The organism is Modestobacter sp. I12A-02662 (genome assembly GCF_041028325.1).
Taxonomy (GTDB): domain Bacteria; phylum Actinomycetota; class Actinomycetes; order Mycobacteriales; family Geodermatophilaceae; genus Modestobacter.
In genome coordinates this window covers 289,585-309,715 of sequence record NZ_JABGDE010000003.1, presented here as the reverse complement: position 1 = coordinate 309,715, position 20,131 = coordinate 289,585, and the positions used below count along the sequence as shown (strand labels likewise).

Below are 20,131 nucleotides of genomic sequence, written 5' to 3'. Positions count from 1 at the left end.
GTCGTGCTGCAGCGGGGACCGCCTCGCATGCGCTCCTCACGCAGGGAGCGGCAGGACCATCCGGATCCGGGTGCCGTCGGGCAGGACGGCGAACAGGCCGCCGGGCTCCTCGGCGAAGGCCGGCATGATCGGCTCCAGCGGCGCCGGCGGGGACCCGGCCAGCGCGGACGCGGCGTCCGGGAACGCCGTCAGCTGCTCCAGGGTGTGGATCGTGGGCGGCAGCATCGGCCGGGTGCCGGCACGGTGCTCGGTCAGCGCGGCGGCCGGCGTCGTCCAGACTGCCTCGTCGGCCTCCCCCGAGACGTCCCGCGCCTCCTGCCCGGCCGGCATCAGCGCCGCGAAGAACCGGGTGTCGTAGCGCCGCGCCTCCCCGGGCGGGGTGATCCAGTGCGCGAACGGGCGCAGCAGGTCCGCGCGCAGCGCGAGGTCCCGGCGGGCCAGCAGCTCGCTGAGGGAGAGCTCGTGGGCGAGCAGCGCGCGGCGCTCGCGCTCCCACTCCTCGCTGGAGACGTCGTCCACCAGGCCCGTCGTCCCCCCGCCGTCCGCCGCCGGACCGGCCAGCAGGACGCCGGCCTCCTCGAAGGTCTCCCGGACGGCGGCGCACACCAGTTCGCGGGCCAGCCGCTCGTCGCCCCCCAGGGAGTCCGCCCACTCCGCCGGTGCCGGCCCCACCCAGGCGAGCGGCGTGTTCCCGTCCCGCTCGTCGACCCCGCCCCCGGGGTACGCGCTCATCCCACCGGCGAACGGCATGCCCCGGGTGCGGCGCAGGAGGTAGACCTCCAGGCCCGCGGCGCCGTCGCGGAGCAGCAGGACCGTGGCGGCCGGCCGGACCGCCTCCGGGGCCGGATGGCTCATGCCACGCCGACGAAGGAGGCGGTGGACCCGGCACGGGGGCCGGAGGCCTCCCGCCGAGGACACGGCGCCACGCTCGGCGCAACGGACACCGCTCCCTGGCCGCGGTGCGGCCCGGAGGGTCGCGGCGTCATGTGCTCACCTCAGCTCGACGACCAGCTCGACCTCGACGGGGGCGTTCATCGGCAGCTCCGCGACGCCCACGGCACTGCGGGCGTGCTGCCCGGCGTCCCCGAACACCCGCCCGAGGAACTCGCTGGCGCCGTTGACCACCCGCGGCTGGCCACCGAAGCCCTCCGCGCTGGCCACGTACCCGACCACCCGCACGACCCGCGCCACGGCGTCCAGCCCGACCAGTTCGTCGACCGCGGCGAGCGCGTTGAGCGCGCACACCTTGGCGTCGGCGGCGGCCTCCTCCGGGTCGACCGAGCCGCCCACCTTGCCGGTGCGGCGCAGGCCGCCGTCGACGAAGGGCAGCTGGCCGGAGGTGTAGACCAGCTGGCCGCTGCGCACCGCGGGCACGTAGGAGGCGACCGGGGTGGCCACCGGGGGGAGCCGGACGCCGAGCTCGGCGAGGCGGGCGTGCCAGCTGACGGGAGCTTCGCTCATCGTGGCCGCCTCAGTTGGTGGGTCGCTTGAGGTAGGCGACCAGCTGGTCCCCGCCGCCCGGTCCCTGCAGGACGGTCACCAGCTCCCACCCGTCGACGCCCCACGAGTCCAGGATCGCCTTGGTGTTGTGGATCAGCAGCGGGATGGTCGCGTACTCCCAGGTACGGCGGGCCGGTGAGCTCATGCCGCGACGCTAGCGCAGCCGGGACAGGCCGGAGTCGGCCGCCGCTCGTAGGCTTCCAGGGGTGAGCGTCGCGTCCCCGACCGGAGAGCCGTCCGCCCCCCGCCTGCACGTGGTCACCGGCAAGGGCGGGACGGGCAAGACCACGGTCGCCGCCGCCCTGGCCCTGGCCCTGGCCGCCGACGGCGGCCACGTGCTGCTGGTCGAGACCGAGGGCCGCCAGGGCATCGCCCAGCTCTTCGACACCCCTCCCCTGCCCTACGAGGAGCGGCGGGTGGCGGTCGCACGCGGCGGCGGCGAGGTGAAGGCGCTGGCGATCGACGTCGAGGCGGCGTTCCTCGAGTACCTCGACATGTTCTACAACCTCAAGCGGGCCGGCCGGGCCCTGCGGAAGATGGGCGCGGTCGACTTCGCCACCGCGATCGCCCCGGGCCTGCGCGACGTGCTGCTCACCGGCAAGATCAAGGAGGCGGTGACCCGGCGCGCCGGCGGCCGGCCGGTGTACGACGCCGTGGTCGTCGACGCCCCCCCGACCGGCCGGATCACCCGCTTCCTCAACGTCACCAACGAGGTCGCCGGACTGGCCCGGTCGGGTCCGATCAAGTCGCAGAGCGACGGGGTCATGGCGGTGCTCCGCTCCCCGCGGACGGCGGTGCACCTGGTGACCCTGCTGGAGGACATGCCGGTGCAGGAGACCGCCGACGCCATCGCGGAGCTCACCGCGGCCGGCCTCCCGGTCGGCTCGGTGATCGTGAACATGGCGACCGAGCCGCTGCTGCCGGCGGCCAGCCTGGGGCGCGCGGCCGAGGGCCGGCTCACCGGCCGGGACCTGCTCCCCGCGCTGACCTCCGCGGGCGTGCCCGGCGGCCTGGAGCTGGCCGACGCGCTGGCCGCCGAGGCGGTCGAGCACGCGCGGCGGTGGTCGTCGCAGGACGCGCTGCGCGAGCAGGTGGCGGCCCTGCACCGGCCCACCGTGGAGCTGCCGCTGACCGTGGGGCCGATGGACGTCGGCTGCCTGTTCGACCTCTCCGAGCGGCTGGAGACGCACCTGCGCGACGAGGTGGCCGCGTGACGCGACCGCCGCACCTCGCGCCCCCGCTCGACCTCGCCGGGCTGGTCGCCGACCCGGCCACCCGGATCGTCGTCTGCTGCGGGTCCGGCGGGGTGGGCAAGACCACGACGTCGGCCGCGCTCGCGCTCGCCGCGGCGGAGGCCGGCCGGCACGTCGTCGTCCTCACCATCGACCCGGCCCGCCGGCTGGCCCAGTCCCTGGGGCTGCAGGAGCTGGACAACGAGCCGCGGCTGGTCGAGACGCCGGGGTTGGCCGGCTCGCTGCACGCGATGATGCTGGACATGAAGCGGACGTTCGACGACGTCGTCGCCGCGCACTCGACCCCGGACCGGGCCGAGCAGATCTTCGCCAACCCCTTCTACCAGGCGCTGTCCTCCTCCTTCGCCGGCACGCAGGAGTACATGGCGATGGAGAAGCTCGGCCAGCTTCGGGCCACCGACCGGTGGGACCTGATCATCGTGGACACCCCGCCGTCCCGTTCGGCGCTGGACTTCCTCGACGCCCCCAACCGGCTCTCCCGGTTCCTCGACGGCACGATGATCCGGCTGCTCACCGCGCCCGCCCGGGCCGGTGGGCGGGCCGGGGTGAGGCTGGTCGGCGCGGGTTTCATGATCTTCAGCCGGATCATCAGCAAGGTGCTCGGCGGCCAGCTGCTGGCCGACATCTCCACCTTCATCACCGCGCTGGACACCATGTTCGGCGGGTTCCGCGAGCGGGCGACGGCCACCTACGAGCTGCTGCGCCAGCCGGGGACGTCGTTCCTCGTCGTCGCCGCCCCGGAGCCCGACGCGCTGCGCGAGGCCTCCTACTTCGTCGACCGGCTCTCCACCGAGGGGATGCCGCTGGCCGGGCTGGTGCTCAACCGCACCCACCCCCCGGCGACGACGGCGCTGTCGGCGACCCGGGCCGACGCCGCGGCGGAGGCGGTCGCCGAGGCCGGCGGCCCGGGCGCGAAGCTCGCCGCGGGGGCGCTGCGGGTGCACGCCGAGCGGCTGACCCAGGCCACCCGCGAGCAGCGGCTGGCCGACCGGTTCACCAGCGCCCACCCCGGGGTGCCGATCCGGACGGTGCCCGCGACCGGCGGCGACATCCACGACCTCGACGGCCTGCGGGTCATGGGCGAGGCGCTGATGGCGGAGGAGACCGCGACCGGCACCGGGACGCCGCGCAGCCGGGTGCTGCCGGCCCGGCCGCCGGCCGCCTGAGGCCCGGTCCGACCGCGGGCTGACCTGGCGGTCCGGCGGCGCGCCGGTGCCCGCGCGTCGCCACGCCGGGCCCGCCGCCGGCGTGCTCCGGACCGGTACCTTGGCGGGCGATGTCCGAGTCTGCACGCCTCCGTCTGGGCACCCTCGCGAAGCTGGCCACGGCGATCGTCGCCGCCGGCCTCCTGGTCGCCGCCCTCCTGCTGCCCTGGGTGGGCGGGACCGGGCTCGTCGCCCGCAACTCCACCAGCCTCCTCGACGCCCTGCCGGTCGAGCTCACCGACAAGACGCCGAACGGCAACACCACCGTGCTCGCCGCGGACGGCCAGGTGATCACGCAGTTCTACGAGAACAACCGCACGCCGGTCACCGCGGACCAGATCTCGCCGGTCATGAAGCAGGCGATCGTCGACATCGAGGACTCCCGGTTCTACGAGCACCGGGGCGTCGACGTGCAGGGCACCATGCGCGCCCTGGTCACCAACGTGGCCGCGGGCAGCGTGCAGGAGGGTGGCTCCACGCTCACCCAGCAGCTGGTGAAGCAGACCCTGCTGCAGACCGCGGACAGCCCGGAGGAGCGGCAGGCCGCCACCGAGCAGACGCCCGGCCGCAAGCTGCGTGAGGCCCGGCTGGCCCTCGCCCTGGAGAAGACCTACTCCAAGGACGAGATCCTCACCCGGTACCTGAACATCGCCTACTTCGGGCACGGCGCGTACGGCATCCAGGCCGCGTCCCAGACCTACTTCAGCGTCAACGCCTGGGACCTCACCCTCCCCCAGGCCTCGGTGCTGGCCGGCCTGGTGCAGAGCCCGGCCGCCGACGACCCGCTGAACAACCCGGACGCGGCCGCGGCCCGGCGCAACCAGGTGCTCAACCGCATGTTCCAGCTCGGCCACATCAGCGAGCAGGAGCTGACCGAGATCTCGGCGAGCCCCATCCCGACCGTCGAGGGCGCCAGCCCGCCCAACGGCTGCGCCTCGGCCTCCGTCGGCGGGTTCTTCTGCGACTACCTGCAGAGCTACCTGATCCGCACCCTGGGGCTGACCCAGACCGAGCTCGACAACGGCGGCTACACGATCCAGACCACCCTGCGGCCGGACGTGCAGATCGCCGGGGACCAGGCGGTGGTCGCCACCCTGCCGATGGGCAACTCGCTGGCCGGGATCTTCACCGCGGTCGAGCCGGGCACCGGGAAGGTGCTCGCGATGAGCGTCAACCGGCAGTTCGGGTGCGACGTCACGGTGAACGCCGCGTGCGAGTCGGTGAACCTCAACGTGGCCGCCAGCCAGGGCTCCGGGTCGACCTACAAGGTGTTCACCGCCGCCGCCGCCCTCGAGCAGGGCTTCGGCGTGAACTACCACATCACCACCAGCGACCCGTACTACTCCCGCGTGTACAAGAAGAACGGCGGCACCCGCGGCGCCCCCTACGGCCCGATCGGGAACGTGGGCACGCTGCCGAACCGGCTGAACATGCACGACGCGCTGGTGCGGTCGTCGAACACCTACTTCGTCGCGCTCCAGGACGCCCTCGGCAGCGTCGAGGGGCCGGTGCGGATGGCCCAGCGGATGGGCCTGAAGTCGATCGACGAGCAGGCGCAGTCGATCATCGACGGGCGGATGGGCTCGTTCACCCTCGGCCCGTTCGCGACCAGCCCGCTGTACCTGGCCAGCGCCTACTCGACGCTGGGCGCCAGCGGCACGCAGTGCGACCCGACCCCGGTGGTGCAGGTCCTGGACCGCAGCGGCCAGCCGCTCACCGGTGACGACGGCCAGCCGCTGGTCAAGAACGACAACTGCACGGCCGAGGCCATCCCGCCCGGGGTCGCCAACACCCTCGCGAACGTGCTGGTCGACGACGTGACCAGCGGTACCGGGCAGCGGGCCAACGTCCCCGGGCACCAGATCGCGGGCAAGACCGGGACGTCGCAGAACCAGTTCTCCGCCGCCTTCGTGGGCTTCACGCCCGAGTACGCGGCCAGCGTGATGGTGCTCAACCCCAAGGAGAACCAGAACGTCGGCGGCTACGGCGGCAACAAGCCGGCCCAGATCTGGCACGACGCGATGGCGCCGGTCCTGAACCAGGGTCCGACCGGGACCTTCCCGCCCGCCGACCCGGCCGTGGCCGCCGGCACGCGGGGCAGCGGCAGCGCGCCCGCGCCCGCCCCACGCAACGACGACGACGACGACGACCGTCGGCGCGGTGGCACCACTCCGGCCCCGGGTTCCCCGGCCCCGAGCGCCCCGGCGCCGGCCCCGCCCGCGGAACCGGCGCCGAGCGAGCCGGCCCCGAGCGCCCCGGAGGACCCGGGCGTCCCGGACACCAACGACGGCGCCCAGCCCACCGGCTGACGGCCCTGCAGCAGGGTCCTTTCTCAGCCGAGCTGGCGGCGGACCTCCGCGGCCACCCGGCCGCCCTCGGCGCGGCCGGCCACCTGGCCCTGCACGGCACCCATCACCTTGCCCATGTCCTTCATCCCGGCGGCGCCGGTGCGGGTGATGACGTCGGCCACCAGCGCGGTGAGGTCGGCGTCCTCCAGCTGCGCCGGCAGGTAACCGGCGACCACGCCCTCCTCCGCCCGCTCCCGGTCGGCCTGCTCCGCCCGGCCGGCACCGGCGTAGGCCTCGGCGGCCTCCCGACGCTTCTTCGCCTCGCGGCGGAGCACCGCCTGCACCTCGTCGTCGGACAGCTGGCGAGCCTCCTTGCCGGACACCTCCTCGGCGGAGACGGCGGCGAGCACCATGCGCAGCGTCGCGGTGCGCAGCTCGTCGCGCCCCTTCATCGCGGTGGTCAGGTCGGCGCGCAGTCGGTCCTTCAGTTCAGCCACGGGGCCGAGCCTGCCACCTGCCGCCCGGCCGCGACGACGCAGTTCCGCGGGCGGCCCTAGGCTCGGGGGATGCGCGCGAGCACCGCCGTCCCCACCGCCGTCCTGGCCACCGGGGCCGCCACCGTGGCCTACGCGAGCCTGGTCGAGCGCACCCGCTGGACGCTGCGCCGCTTCGACGTGCCGGTGCTGCCGCCCGGGCAGGCGCCGCTGCGGGTGCTGCAGCTGTCGGACCTGCACATGACCGCGGGCCAGCGCAGCAAGCAGGAGTGGGTGGCCGGCCTCGCCGACCTCGCCCCGGACCTCGTGGTCACCACCGGGGACAACCTGGCCGGCATGGACGCCGTCCCGCCCACGCTGCGCGCGCTCGACCCGCTGATGGAGCTGCCCGGCGTCTTCGTGCTGGCCAGCAACGACTACTACGCCCCGCGCGCGAAGAACCCGCTGAAGTACTTCAAGACCGACCACAAGCGGGTGCTCGGGGACCCCCTGCCCTGGCACGAGCTGCGCGACGGCATGACCGCCCGCGGCTGGCTGGACCTGACCAACGCCCGGGGCACGCTGACCGTCGACGGACGGCGGATCGCCTTCGCCGGGCTGGACGACCCGCACCTGAAGCGGGACCGGTACGACGACGTCGCGGGCCCCGCCGACCCGGACGCCGACGTCCGGATCGGGCTGGTGCACTCCCCCGAGCCGCGGGTGCTCGACCGGTTCGCCGCCGACGGCTACGACCTGCTCCTGTGCGGCCACACCCACGGCGGGCAGCTGCGGGTGCCCTTCTACGGCGCGCTGGTCACCAACTGCGGCATCGACCGGCAGCACGTCCGCTGGCTGCACCGGTGGGCCGAGCCGACGCCGCAGCACCCGACCGGCACCTGGCTGCACGTCTCGGCCGGGCTCGGCACCAGCCCGTACGCGCCGGTGCGGTTCGCCTGCCCGCCGGAGGCGACGCTGCTGACGCTGACCCCGAGGCCCGCCTGACGGCAGCCCCGGGAGCATCGCAGCGAGGAACGAGCGAGGAGCGGACCGGGGCGCGGAGTCAGGCCAGAGGGCACCGCCTCCCGAAGGACCCCCTGCCCCCCGGGAAGGACCCCGTCCATCCGACGCTCGCGGCGGGCCCCTGCAGGGGGCCACCCGGCGTCGAGTAGAGTTCTGTCCGCACCTCGGGGTGTGGCGCAGCTTGGTAGCGCGCGTCGTTCGGGACGACGAGGCCGCAGGTTCAAATCCTGTCACCCCGACCAGTCCGCTCAGGGACCGCCGCGAGGCGGTCCCTGAGTGCTTCGGGGCCGCTGTTTCCCGTCCACCGCCCCCGGGCAGGGGGGACGGGTGACGCCCTGGCTGCTCCTGCTGGCGGCCGTGGTGCTGACCGCGCTGACCGGCTTCTTCGTCGCGGCCGAGTTCTCCCTCACCACCGTGGACCGCGGGCAGGCCGAGCAGGCCGCCCAGCGCGAGGACCGTGGTGCCTCCTCCGTGGTGGCCGCGCTGCGCGAGCTGTCCACCCAGCTGTCGACGGCTCAGCTGGGCATCACGCTGACCACCCTGGTCGTCGGCTACCTCGCCGAGCCCGCGCTGGGCCGGCTCCTGGAGGGCCCGCTGGAGTCGGTGGGCCTGCCCGCGGCCGCGGCGGGCGGCACCGCCGTCGGCCTGGCCATCGCGCTGGCCACCGTGCTGCAGATGCTGCTCGGCGAGCTCGGCCCCAAGAACCTGGCCATCGCCCGGCCGCTGCCGGTCGCCCGGGCCGTGGCCCCGGGCCTGCGCGCCTTCACCTGGGTCACCGGCCCGGTCGTGCGCACGCTGCAGCGGCTGGCCAACGCGATCGTGCGCCGGCTGGGCATCGAGCCGCGTGAGGAGCTGGACGACGTCCGGGGCGCCGACGAGCTGGCCGCCGTCGCCCGGCGGTCGGCCGAGGAGGGCGACCTCTCCCCCGTGGCGGCCCGCCTGCTCACCCGGTCGCTGGGCCTGCGGGACAAGTACGCCACCGACGTGATGACCCCGCGCACCCGGCTGTGGACCCTCCCGGCGAGCGCGTCGGCGGCCGCGGTGATCGACGCGGCGATCCGGTCGGGCAACTCGCGCTTCCCGGTGTACGGCGAGGACCTGGACGAGGTGACCGGGGTCGTGCACGTGAAGCAGGCGGTCGCCGTCCCGGAGGCCGAGCGGGAGCGGCGGACGGCGGGCGAGCTGGCCGCGCCGGTGCTCGCCGTCCCCTCGTCGATGCGGCTGGACCCGCTGCTGGACCGGCTGCGCGACCAGGGCCTGCAGCTGGCCCTCGTGGTCGACGAGTGGGGCGCCACCCACGGGATCGTGACCCTGGAGGACATCGTCGAGGAACTGGTCGGCGAGATCACCGACGAGACCGACCGGCCGCTGCGCCAGCTGCGCCGGCAGGGCGCGGAGTGGACGCTGTCGGGGCTGCTGCGACCCGACGAGGTCCGTGAGCGCACCGAGATCCCGGTGCCCGAGGGGCGCTACGAGACGGTCGCCGGTTTCGTGCTCGAGCGGCTGGGCCGGCTGCCGGAGGAAGGCGCCTCGGTGGAGGTCGAGGGCTGGCGGCTGACCGTGACCGGCGTCGAGGGACGGCGGATCGCGCGGCTGGAGGCCGTCCCCGTGGCCGGGGAGCCCGACCGGGGGACCGCGGAACCGGTCGCCCGCGACCGGCAGCCCGAGGCGGCCCAGGCATGACCGACGTCCTGAGCCTGCTGGTCCTCATCGCGCTGCTGCTGGGCAACGCCTTCTTCGTCGCCGCCGAGTTCGCGCTGGTCTCCGCGCGCGCCGACCAGCTGGAGCCCCGCGCCGCGGCGGGGTCGGCCCGGGCCCGCCGGGCGCTGGCCGCGATGCGCAACGTGTCGCAGATGATGGCCGGCGCCCAGCTGGGCATCACGCTGTGCTCGCTCGGCCTGGGCGCGGTCGGTGAGCCGGCGATCGCGCACCTGATCGAGGCGCCGCTGCACGCGGCCGGCGTGCCGGACGGGCTGCTGCACCCGATCGCCCTGGTCGTCGCGCTGTCGCTGGTCACCGTGCTGCACATGGTGCTCGGCGAGATGGTGCCCAAGAACATCACCATCGCCGGGCCCGACCGGGCCGCGATGGTGCTCGGGCCGCCGCTGGCCACGGTCGTGCGCGTGCTCAAGCCCTTCATCTGGTTCTTCAACACCACCGCCAACGCCTTCGTGCGGCTGTTCGGCGTGCAGCCCACCGACGAGGTGCACGCCGGCTTCGACGAGTCGGAGATCCGCTCGATGGTCGCCCAGTCCCGCCGGGAGGGGCTGCTGGGCTCCGAGGTGAGCGAGCTGGCCGCCGGCGCGCTGGCGTTCGAGCAGCACGACGTCCGCTCGGTCCTGCTGCCGCTGGACGCCGTGGTGACCGTGCCCCGGGAGGCGACGCCGCGGCAGCTGGAGTCGGTCGTCGCCCGGCACGGGCACAGCCGGTACCCGGTGCGGCTGCCGGACGGCTCGCTGGCCGGCTACGTGCACGTCAAGGACGTGCTGGGCAGCGGCCCCTCGTCCCGCGACCAGCCGGTCCCGGACCAGGCGATCACGTCGTTCGTGGAGCTGGCGGCGGACGAGCCGCTCCCGGAGGTCCTGCAGGAGATGCGGCGCAGCGGCGCGCACCTGGGCCGGGTCGTGGAGGACGGCCGGATCGTCGGGATCGTGGCTCTGGAGGACGTGCTCGAGCAGCTGATCGGCGACGTCCGCGGTGCCGACGTGCGGCTGGCTCCTCCCACCGCGCCGCCGGCCGGTGCGGGGGCCGGGGGAAGATGACCGGGTGAGTGCCGAGCCGACGACCAGCCCCACCCCCGCCCTCCCCCCGGAGGTCACCGCCCGCTGGCAGGCCCGCTTCCGCGCGCCCCGGATCAGCCTCCCCGAGTGGGCCGAGGACGCCCCGCACCGCAACGTCTACGCCTCCGACGTCAGCGGGGTCGTCGAGCAGTACGCCTGGGACCGGGAGACCGACACGCACCGCCAGGTCACCGACCGGCCCAACGGCACGCTCGCGGCCACGCTCAGCCCGGACGGCGAGACCATCTGGTGGTTCGCCGACACCGACGGCGACGAGTTCGGCGTGTGGCGCACCCAGCCGTTCGCCGGCGGGCGGGACCAGGTCGCCGTCCCCGAGGTGGGCCCGGCCTACCCGGCCGGACTGGAGATCGGGCACCGGGTCGTGGCGATCGGCCGGTCGACCGACGACGGCAGCGAGCTGTGGATCGCGGGCACCGACCGGACGCCGGAGGTCTTCTACTCGTCCCCCGACACGGCCGGGGTGGAGGCGCTGTCCCGGGACGACGGCCTGCTGGTCTACTCGCACTCCGAGCACGGCGACCCCCGCTACCCCGCGCTGCGGGTGCTGCGCACCGGCGACCTGTCGGTCGTCGCCGACAAGTGGGACGGCGAGGGCCGCGGGCTGCACGCGCTCGCGTTCTCGCCGGTGGAGGGCGACCAGCGGCTGCTCGTGGGTCACGAGCGCCGGGGCCGGGAGGAGCTGCTGCTCTGGGACGTCACCGCGGGCACCGAGACCGAGCTGGTCCTGGACCTGCCCGGGGACGTGACCGCCGGCTGGTACCCCGACGGCTCCGCGCTGCTGGTGGGCCACGACCACGCCGCCCGCAGCGAGCTGTACCGCTACGACCTCGCCACCGGGACGCTGGAGCAGCTGGAGACCCCGCGGGGCGTCGTCCGGGGCGCCACCGCCCGGCCGGACGGCACCGTGGAGCTGGCCTGGTCCTCAGCCGAGCGGCCGCCGGTGATCCGCCGCGCCGACGGGCCGGTGGTGCTGGCCGCCCCCGGGGAGGAGCCCCCGGCCGCCTACCCGGTCGAGGACCGCTGGGTGCCCGGACCGGGTGGGGACGTGCACGCGCTCGTGGTGCGCCCGGCGGGTCCCGCGCCGTACGCGACGGCGTTCCTGGTGCACGGCGGCCCCGAGGCGTTGGACGACGACTCCTACCGCGCGCGGCGGGCGGCCTACGTCGATGCCGGGTACGCGGTGGTGCACGTGAACTACCGCGGGTCCACCGGCTACGGCAGCCAGTGGCGGGACGCGCTGACCGGCCGGCCGGGGCTCACCGAGCTGGAGGACGTCGGCGCGGTCCACGACGCGCTGGTCGCCGAGGGGTTCGTCGACCCGGCCCGGACCATCCTCTCCGGCGGCTCCTGGGGCGGGTTCCTCACCCTGCTCGGCCTGGGCACCCAGCCGGAGCGGTGGACGGCGGGCATCGCCGAGGTGCCGGTCGCCGACTACCTGGCCGCCTACGAGGACGAGATGGAGGGGCTGCGGGCCTACGACCGGGCGCTGTTCGGCGGCTCACCCGACGAGGTGCACGACCGGTACGTGCGGTCCTCCCCGATCACCTACGTCGACGCGGTCGCCGCGCCGGTGCTCGTGGTGGCCGGGGCGAACGACCCGCGCTGCCCCATCCGGCAGATCGACAACTACCTGGCCGAGCTCGACCGGCTGGGCAAGCCGCACGAGGTGTACCGGTTCGACGCCGGCCACGGCTCGCTGGTGATCGAGGAGACCATCCGCCAGGTCGAGGCCGCGCTCTCCTTCGCCCTGCGCCACGTCACGCCCTGAGGTGGCCGGTCAGCCGCGCTGGGCGAGGAGGAGCTCGGCGATCTGCACGGTGTTCAGGGCGGCGCCCTTGCGCAGGTTGTCGTTGCTGATGAACAGCGCCAGCCCGCGGCCGCCGTCGACGCCCGGGTCCTGCCGGATCCGGCCGACGTAGCTCGGGTCGCTGCCGGCGGCCTGCAGCGGGGTGGGGACGCCGGTCAGCTGCACCCCCGGCGCCTGCTCGAGCAGCTCGGTGGCGCGCTCGACCGACAGCGGCCGCTCGAACTCGACGTTCAGCGACAGCGAGTGCCCGGTGAAGACCGGGACGCGGACGCAGGTCCCGGAGACCCGCAGGTCGGGGACCTCGAGGATCTTGCGGCTCTCGTTGCGGAGCTTCTGCTCCTCGTCGGTCTCGAAGCTGCCGTCGTCGACGATCGAGCCGGCGAGCGGCAGGACGTTGAAGGCGATCGGGCGGACGAACTTCACCGGGTCGGGGAACGTCACCGCCGACCCGTCGTGGGTCAGCTCGGCGGCCTTCTCCACGACCGCCTGGGCCTGCCCGGCCAGCTCGTCGACGCCGGCCAGCCCCGCACCGCTCACCGCCTGGTAGGTGCTGGCGACGATGCGGACCAGCCCGGCCTCGGCGTGCAGCGGCTTGAGCACCGGCATCGCGGCCATGGTGGTGCAGTTCGGGTTGGCGATGATGCCCTTGCGCACCTCGGCCAGGGCGTGCGGGTTCACCTCGCTGACGATCAGCGGGACGTCGGGGTCCCGCCGCCAGGCCGAGCTGTTGTCGATGACCGTCACGCCGGCGGCGGCGAACCGCGGTGCCTGCGCCTTGGAGGTGGCGCCGCCCGCGCTGAAGATGGCGATGTCCAGGCCGGTGGGGTCGGCGGTGGCGGCGTCCTCGACGGTGAGCTCGCGACCGCCCCACGGCAGGGTGCGGCCGGCCGAGCGGGCCGAGGCGAACAGGCGCAGCTCGCTGACCGGGAAGTCGCGCTCGGCGAGGATCCGCAGCACCACGCCGCCGACCTGGCCGGTGGCGCCGACGATGCCGACCCGCAGGCCGTCACCGGAGCCCTGCCCACTCAACAGCTCGCTCATCGTCCGGTCCCTCCGTAGACGACCGCCTCGGCCTGGTCGGAGCCGAGGTCGAAGGCATCGTGCACCGCGCGGACGGCGAGGTCGACGTCGGTGTCCCGGCACACCACGGAGATGCGGATCTCCGAGGTGCTGATCAGCTCGAGGTTCACGCCCGCGTCGGCGAGCGCGCCGAAGAACCTGGCCGAGACCCCGGGGTGCGAGCGCATCCCCGCGCCCACCAGCGACACCTTGCCGATGTGCTGGTCGAACCGGACGTCGGTGTAGCCCACGGTGTGCTTCACCTTCTCCAGGGCGGCGAGCGCGGCGGGGCCGTCGCTGACCGGCAGGGTGAAGGAGATGTCGGCGAGCTTGCTGGCCTCGGCCGAGACGTTCTGCACGATCATGTCGATGTTGACCTCGGCGTCGGCGAGCACCCGGAACAGCTGAGCCGCCTCACCCGGGCGGTCGGGCACGCCGTAGACGGTGATCTTGCCCTCGCTGCGGTCGTGCGCGACGCCGGTGATGATGGCCTGTTCCACGCTGAGGTCCTCCATCGAGCCGGTCACGATCGTGCCGGCGAGTTGTGAGTAGGAGCTGCGGACGTGCACGGGGATGCCGTAGCGGCGGGCGTACTCGACGCAGCGGAGCATGAGCACCTTCGCGCCGGACGCGGCCAGCTCCAGCATCTCCTCGTAGGTGACCGTCTCCAGCCGCTTGGCGTTGGGGACGATCCGCGGGTCGGCGCTGAAGACGCCGTCCACGTCGGTGTAGATCTCGCAGACGTCGGCCTCCAGCGCGGCGGCCACCGCGACGGCCGTGGTGTCCGACCCGCCCCGGCCGAGGGTCGTGACGTCCTTGGTGTCCTGGCTGACACCCTGGAACCCGGCCACGATGACGATCGACCCCTCGTCCAGGGCCTGCCGCAGCCGGCCCGGGGTGACGTCGATGATCCGCGCCCGGCCGTGGCTGGACGTGGTGATCACCCCGGCCTGCGACCCGGTGAAGGACCGGGCCTCGTAGCCGTGCGTGGAGATGGCGATGGCCAGCAGCGCCATGGAGATGCGCTCGCCGGCCGTGAGCAGCATGTCGAGCTCGCGGCCGGGCGGATCGTCGGTGATCTGGCTCGCCTGGTCGAGGAGCTCGTCGGTGGTGTCGCCCATGGCGGAGACGACCACGACCACGTCGTCGCCGTTCTTCTTCGCCTCGACGATCCGCTCGGCCACACGCTTCACGCGCTCGGGGTTGGCGACGGACGAACCGCCGTACTTCTGCACGACCAGGGCCACGCCCTCAGGCTACCGGCGCGGGCCGGCCGGCCCGCGCCGGCTGAGGCAACTGGCAGGACCGCGCGGCCGCGAGGGGTGCCCGAGCGCGCTCCGGACGGGTTTGATCACTGCCGTGACCGGACCCGAGGACTGGCTGCTCACCGAGGACGAGCGGGGCAACCCCGCGACGGCGCTGCCGGCCTGGGTCGCGGGCAACCTCGCCGAGCCGCTGGTGCACGGGTCGGCCTACTTCGACCGGCTGGTGGCGGCCGTGGACGGGCTCGGGGCCGGGGACCACCTGCTGTTCACCGACTGGCGCGGTGACCCGGACGAGCGGCTGCGGGAGGACGGGCCGACCGTCGCCGAGCTCTTCGGCGCGGCGGCGCGGCGGGGGGTGTGCGTGCGCGGGCTGGTCTGGCGGTCGCACTGGGACGGGCTCAGTTTCAGCAAGGAGGAGAACGCGGCGCTGGACCGGGAGCTGGAGGAGGCCGGCGCGGTGGTCGTCCGGGACGAGCGCGTGCGGCGGTGGGGCAGCCACCACCAGAAGTTCATCGTCCTGCGTCACCCGGACGACCCGTCGCGCGACGTCGCCTTCGCCGGCGGCATCGACCTCGGCCACTCGCGCCGGGACGACGACCGGCACCTCGGGGACCCGCAGCCGCAGTCGATGTCCTCCGCCTACGGGGACCGGCCGCCGTGGCACGACGTGCAACTGCAGCTGCGCGGCCCGGTGGTCGGCGTGCTGGACACGGTGTTCCGCGAGCGCTGGGACGACCCCACCAGCCCCGACTCGGAGAACCCGGTGGCCTGGGTGCACGACAAGGTGCTGGCGCTGCTCAAGCGCTCGCAGATGGACGCCACGCCGCTCCCGCCCCAGCCTCCCGCGCCCCCGGAGTGCGGCCCGCACGTGGTGCAGACCCTGCGCACCTACCCGGCGGTGTGGCCGGCGTACGACTTCGCGCCGCGCGGCGAGCGGTCGGTGGCCCGGGGGTACTCGAAGGCGATCCGCCGGGCCCGCCGGCTGGTGTACCTGGAGGACCAGTACCTGTGGTCCCGGGAGGTCGCCCAGCTGTTCGCCCGGGCCCTGGAGGTGCATCCGGAGCTGCACCTGGTGGTCGTCGTCCCGCGCGTGCCCGACCAGGAGGGGGCCGTGTCGGAGCGGCCGCAGTACGTCGGGCGGGCCCAGGCGCTGGAGGCCTGCCGGCGCGCCGGACCGGACCGCGTGCACGTCTTCGACGTGGAGAACCACGAGGGGACGCCGGTCTACGTGCACGCGAAGGTCTGCGTGGTGGACGACGTGTGGGCCAGCGTCGGCAGCGACAACTTCAACCGCCGGTCGTGGACCCACGACAGCGAGCTCTCCAGCGCGGTGCTCGACACCACGCTGGACCCCCGCGAGCCCCGTGACCCGGCCGGCACCGGGGACGGCGCACGCACGTTCGCCCGGGACCTGCGCCTGCGGCTGGCCCGCGAGCACCTGGACCGCGCACCGGACGGCAGCGCGGACGACGACCTGCTCGACCCCGACGACTTCGTGGCGGCCGTCGAGCGCAGCGCCGAGCAGCTGCAGGCCTGGCACGACGGTGACCGGGTCGGGCCCCGACCACCGGGCCGGCTGAGGCCGCACCGCACCGAGGAGCTGTCCCGCGTCACGCGCCTGTGGGCGGCGCCGGTGTACCGGCTGTCCGTCGACCCCGACGGCCGCCCCTTCCGCCTGCGCCGGGCGCACGAGTTCTGACGTGACCCGCCCGGCCGACACGGCCCGCTCTCCCGCGGTCCTGACTCGGTTCTCGCATGCTTGTGCTCTGAGTCGCCGTCCGACCCAGAGCACGAGCATCCGCGGAGAAGGGTGCCGCCGGTCCGTCGGAGTCCAGCGCGACATGCCGCTGTCCACAGCCCGCCGTCCACCGCCCCGCCGCCTCGGGAGCTGGCCGAGGATGTGGCGCGTGGCCCGGCTGGACGTCGCCAACGCGGTACGCCGGATCCGGCGCACGGCCGACGTGTCCCAGCGGCAGCTCGCCGAGGCCTGCGGGGTCTCACAGTCGCTCGTGGCGCGGGTGGAGGCCGGCAAGCAGGACGTCCCGGTCGCGCTCTTCGCCCGGCTGGCGGCCGTGGCCGGCCTCCGGGTCGCGCTGCTGGACGAGACGGGCGTCGGGGTCGGCCCCATGGCCGGGGGCGCCGTGCGCGACGGAGCCGGTCGGCGGTTCCCCGCGCACCTGGACACCCGGTACGGGGACCTGGACTGGTGGCACGGCGTCCAGCGGTACAGCCGGGAGCAGCCCTGGTACACGTTCGACCGGTCCCGGGACCTGCGCGACGGATGGCGCGGTCGGTCGGGCACCCCGGATGACCACCAGCTGCCGCAGCCGGGCGACTCGCCGCAGGACCGCGCCGCCGCCCGCCGCCTCGAGGCCGAGCGGCGGCGGCGCGCTGAGCACCGGCGGCGGTGGGAGGCCGGTGAGCTGCGCCGATGCCCGGAGTGGGTCTGCGACTGCCCGCCGGAGTGCGCGGACCAGGACACCGGCGAACTGCCGGCCCACGTCCCGGAGTGCCCCTGTGAGTGCGACGTCGACTGATCCCTTGCTACCGTTGTGCCGTGCGCGGCAGCCTCCTGCTTACCGGCCGCGGCGAGGCCCTCTCCTAGGTCGGCCCCCTCGCCGCGGAGTCCGCGCGTTCCCGGCGCACGCTGACCGTCACCCGGAGCTGTGTGCAGCCCGCGCACGGCAGCCCGCCCCAGGAGCCCCCCATGAGCGACACCCACCCGCACGCCCGCAATCCCCAGCGACCCTCGGGGATGCCGATCCACAAGTACGCGCCGTTCACCCCGATCGCGCTGCCCGACCGCACCTGGCCGGAGACGGTGACCACCGTCGCCCCGCGCTGGTGCGCCGTCGACCTCCGGGACGGCAACCAGGCGCTGATCGACCCGATGACCCCCGAGCGCAAGCGCCGCATGTTCGAGCTGCTCGTACGCATGGGCTACAAGGAGATCGAGGTCGGCTTCCCCGCTGCCAGCCAGACCGACTACGACTTCATCCGGCAACTGGTCGAGGACGACCTCATCCCCGACGACGTCACCGTCCAGGTGCTGACCCAGGCCCGGGACGAGCTGATCGAGCGCACCTACGAGTCGCTGCGCGGGGCCAAGCAGGCGATCGTCCACCTGTACAACTCCACCTCCACGCTGCAGCGGCGGGTGGTGTTCAACTCCGACCGCGCCGGCATCGTCGACATCGCCGTCCACGGCGCCCAGCTGGTGCGCAAGCTGGCCGAGCAGGCCAACGACACCGAGATCCGCTTCGAGTACTCCCCGGAGTCCTTCACGGGCACCGAGCTCGACTTCGCCGTCGAGGTCTGCAACGCCGTCACCGACGTGTGGGAGCCGACGCCGGACCGGCCGACGATCCTCAACCTGCCGGCCACCGTCGAGATGGCCCAGCCCACGGTGTACGCCGACCAGGTCGAGTGGATGCACCGCAACCTGGGGCGCCGGGACGCCGTCGTCCTCAGCCTGCACCCGCACAACGACCGCGGTACCGCCGTCGCCGCCGCCGAGCTGGGCTACCGCGCCGGCGCGGACCGGATCGAGGGCTGCCTGTTCGGCAACGGTGAGCGCACCGGCAACGTCGACCTGGTCACCCTCGGCCTGAACCTGTTCAGCCAGGGCATCGACCCGCAGATCGACTTCTCCGACATCGACGAGATCCGGCGCACGGTCGAGTACTGCAACCAGCTGGGCGTCCACGAGCGGCACCCGTACGGCGGCGACCTGGTCTACACCGCCTTCTCCGGCTCCCACCAGGACGCCATCAACAAGGGCTTCAAGGCGCTGCAGGCCGACGCCGAGGCCGCCGGCAAGGGCGTCGACGAGCTCCCCTGGGCCGTCCCCTACCTGCCGATCGACCCCAAGGACGTCGGCCGCAGCTACGAGGCCGTGATCCGGGTCAACAGCCAGTCCGGCAAGGGCGGCGTCGCCTACATCATGAAGACCGAGAACCAGCTCGACCTCCCGCGCCGGCTGCAGATCGAGTTCAGCGCGGTCGTCCAGCGCCACACCGACAACGAGGGCGGCGAGGTCACCGCCCAGCAGATGTGGGCCGCCTTCAGCAACGAGTACCTGCCCGACCCGGACGCCCCGTGGGGCCGGTTCTCCCTGGCCGGGCACGAGCACACCGCGCACGGCAACGGCCCGGACGAGATCACCGTCGAGCTCGTCGACGCCGGGGTGCCGACCACCGTCCGCGGGCAGGGCAACGGCCCGATCGCGGCCTTCGTCGACGCGCTGGCCGGGCTGGACGTCGACGTCCGGGTGCTCGACTACGCGGAGCACGCCCTCTCGGCCGGCGGCGACGCACGCGCCGCCTCCTACGTCGAGTGCGCGGTCGGCGAGCGGGTGCTCTGGGGCGTGGGGATCGACGAGAACATCGTCACCGCGTCGCTGCGGGCGATCGTCTCCGCGGTGAACCGGGCCCAGCGCTGAGGCGTGGCCGGCACGGCCTCAGGCCGTGCCGGCCACCAGCGCCGCGGTCGCGCTGTCCAGCGTCCGCCGAAACGCCGGCCAGCCGGTCGAGGACGACGCGTCGCCGAGCACCACGACCACCCTGCCGTCGGCCAGCACGCCCGCCGAGTGCAGCTGACGCCGTCCGTCGATGCAGCACATCCAGCCCTGCTTGACCGCCACCCCGGGTGCCGCGCCGAACAACCCGAACCGCTGGTCGAAACCGTCGCCCGCGGTCGGCGCGACCGAGCGCATCCAGCCCAGCAGGGTCTCCGCGCCCGGCGCCGTGTCCATCCGGGACAGGAACCGGGCGAGGTCCGTGGCGGTCGTCGTCGCCTCCCCCCACTGACCGGGCCGCTCCGGCGGTGCGGTGGCGGTCAGGCCGAACGCCGCGACGGCGTTCCGCAGCAGCGCCTCGCCGTCGTACCGGCTCCACAGCGCGCTCATCGCCTCGTCGCCGGACACGGTCACGGCGCGCTCCATCAGCTGCCGCGTGCGCTCGTCCAGGGCCACGGTACCGTCCGCCGACCGCGCGAGCAGTTGCTGCACCACCAGCAGCTTCACCAGCGAGGCCGTGGGCACGGTCCGCTCCGCGTCCGCGCTCGCCACCAGCGTCCGGCCCCACTCGTCCAGCACGACGGCGCCCACCCAGCTCCGGGACTGCGCCGCCGCACCGTCCAGCTGGGCCAGCACCGCCCCGGCGTCGACAGCGCGCGGCGGCGGTGGCTCCCCGCCCTCCCGGAGCGCACGTGGCACCGCGTCCGCGACCACCGTCCGGTCGGCGGCCGACTGCCCGGCAGCGGCCACCGCGACGGGGTCCCCGGCCGAGCGTGCCCAGTTCAGCACAGGCCGCACCAGCAGGGCGCTGAGCAGGAGGCCGGCGAGGACGAGGAAGGCCACCCGGCGCCGCGTCGACCGGGACGCGGGCGGGGCCATGGTCCGATGGTGCGCGATCAGACCGCGCTCGACCAGGGGGAGCATCCCCGGACGAGGTAACT

At 74.5% G+C, this 20,131-nt stretch carries 17 protein-coding genes and 1 tRNA gene; 11 read left to right on the top strand and 7 right to left on the bottom strand.

The window, feature by feature from the left end:
• Window positions 1-36 precede the first annotated feature (36 nt).
• The 3 genes from HL189_RS04275 to HL189_RS04265 form a co-directional block, all read right to left on the bottom strand.
• Window positions 37-855 carry an NUDIX hydrolase gene (locus tag HL189_RS04275; protein ID WP_369132460.1) on the bottom strand — a complete coding sequence of 273 codons (819 nt, stop codon included), beginning with the start codon at window positions 853-855 and terminating at the stop codon, window positions 37-39.
• Window positions 856-990: 135 nt separating this feature from the next.
• On the bottom strand, window positions 991-1,461 hold the full coding sequence (locus HL189_RS04270; RefSeq protein WP_369132459.1) for a RidA family protein: 471 nt from the start codon (window positions 1,459-1,461) through the stop codon (window positions 991-993).
• 10 nt (window positions 1,462-1,471) lie between these two features.
• Entirely contained in the window at window positions 1,472-1,645 is a 174-nt protein-coding gene (locus HL189_RS04265) for a DUF4177 domain-containing protein (protein ID WP_222262339.1), read from the bottom strand.
• Between the two features lie 61 nt (window positions 1,646-1,706).
• Between HL189_RS04265 and HL189_RS04260 the strand changes: the two genes are divergently transcribed.
• From HL189_RS04260 to HL189_RS04250, 3 genes are all read left to right on the top strand, one after another.
• Complete coding sequence (locus HL189_RS04260) at window positions 1,707-2,714, top strand: ArsA-related P-loop ATPase (protein ID WP_369132458.1); 1,008 nt, start codon at window positions 1,707-1,709, stop codon at window positions 2,712-2,714.
• Complete coding sequence (locus HL189_RS04255; protein ID WP_369132457.1) at window positions 2,711-3,919, top strand: ArsA family ATPase; 1,209 nt, start codon at window positions 2,711-2,713, stop codon at window positions 3,917-3,919. Before HL189_RS04260 ends, HL189_RS04255 begins: the two co-directional genes overlap by 4 nt.
• Before the next feature lie 110 nt (window positions 3,920-4,029).
• Complete coding sequence (locus tag HL189_RS04250) at window positions 4,030-6,267, top strand: transglycosylase domain-containing protein (protein WP_369132456.1); 2,238 nt, start codon at window positions 4,030-4,032, stop codon at window positions 6,265-6,267.
• Between the two features lie 23 nt (window positions 6,268-6,290).
• Here HL189_RS04250 and HL189_RS04245 read toward each other — a convergent pair whose 3' ends face one another.
• Window positions 6,291-6,743 (bottom strand): GatB/YqeY domain-containing protein, encoded by a 453-nt coding sequence (locus HL189_RS04245; RefSeq protein WP_369132455.1) that lies wholly within the window; start codon window positions 6,741-6,743, stop codon window positions 6,291-6,293.
• 69 nt (window positions 6,744-6,812) lie between these two features.
• On the opposite strand from HL189_RS04245, the gene HL189_RS04240 reads away from it, so the two are divergent.
• From HL189_RS04240 to HL189_RS04220, 5 genes are all read left to right on the top strand, one after another.
• Window positions 6,813-7,724, top strand: a complete 912-nt coding sequence (locus HL189_RS04240; protein ID WP_369132454.1) for a metallophosphoesterase — start codon at window positions 6,813-6,815, stop codon at window positions 7,722-7,724.
• 183 nt (window positions 7,725-7,907) lie between these two features.
• A tRNA-Pro gene (locus HL189_RS04235) sits at window positions 7,908-7,984 on the top strand.
• Between the two features lie 85 nt (window positions 7,985-8,069).
• Entirely contained in the window at window positions 8,070-9,425 is a 1,356-nt protein-coding gene (locus HL189_RS04230; protein ID WP_369132453.1) for a hemolysin family protein, read from the top strand.
• Window positions 9,422-10,504 (top strand): hemolysin family protein, encoded by a 1,083-nt coding sequence (locus HL189_RS04225; RefSeq protein WP_369132452.1) that lies wholly within the window; start codon window positions 9,422-9,424, stop codon window positions 10,502-10,504. Before HL189_RS04230 ends, HL189_RS04225 begins: the two co-directional genes overlap by 4 nt.
• Before the next feature lie 4 nt (window positions 10,505-10,508).
• Window positions 10,509-12,311: a prolyl oligopeptidase family serine peptidase gene (locus HL189_RS04220; protein WP_369132451.1), complete on the top strand. Its 1,803-nt coding sequence runs from the start codon at window positions 10,509-10,511 to the stop codon at window positions 12,309-12,311.
• 9 nt (window positions 12,312-12,320) lie between these two features.
• Here the strand turns inward: HL189_RS04220 and HL189_RS04215 are convergent, their stop codons facing one another.
• The gene (locus HL189_RS04215; RefSeq protein ID WP_369132450.1) at window positions 12,321-13,391 is read right to left on the bottom strand and encodes an aspartate-semialdehyde dehydrogenase; all 1,071 of its coding nucleotides are present in this window, start codon (window positions 13,389-13,391) and stop codon (window positions 12,321-12,323) included.
• A complete protein-coding gene (locus tag HL189_RS04210; RefSeq protein ID WP_369132449.1) occupies window positions 13,388-14,656 on the bottom strand; it encodes an aspartate kinase in 1,269 nt (422 codons plus the stop codon). The genes HL189_RS04215 and HL189_RS04210 overlap by 4 nt, the downstream gene beginning before the upstream one ends.
• 112 nt (window positions 14,657-14,768) lie before the next feature.
• Here HL189_RS04210 and HL189_RS04205 point away from each other — a divergent pair, with 112 nt between their 5' ends.
• The 3 genes from HL189_RS04205 to leuA all read left to right on the top strand — a co-directional run bounded on the left by HL189_RS04205 (window position 14,769) and on the right by leuA (window position 19,115).
• Window positions 14,769-16,373, top strand: a complete 1,605-nt coding sequence (locus tag HL189_RS04205; protein WP_369132448.1) for a phospholipase D family protein — start codon at window positions 14,769-14,771, stop codon at window positions 16,371-16,373.
• Window positions 16,374-16,581: 208 nt separating this feature from the next.
• Complete coding sequence (locus HL189_RS04200; protein WP_369132447.1) at window positions 16,582-17,211, top strand: helix-turn-helix domain-containing protein; 630 nt, start codon at window positions 16,582-16,584, stop codon at window positions 17,209-17,211.
• 218 nt (window positions 17,212-17,429) lie between these two features.
• Entirely contained in the window at window positions 17,430-19,115 is a 1,686-nt protein-coding gene (gene leuA, locus HL189_RS04195; protein WP_369132628.1) for a 2-isopropylmalate synthase, read from the top strand.
• An 18-nt stretch (window positions 19,116-19,133) separates the two neighbouring features.
• On the opposite strand, the gene HL189_RS04190 is transcribed toward leuA, so the two are convergent.
• The gene (locus tag HL189_RS04190) at window positions 19,134-20,069 is read right to left on the bottom strand and encodes an LppW family protein (RefSeq protein WP_369132446.1); all 936 of its coding nucleotides are present in this window, start codon (window positions 20,067-20,069) and stop codon (window positions 19,134-19,136) included.
• Window positions 20,070-20,131 lie beyond the last annotated feature (62 nt).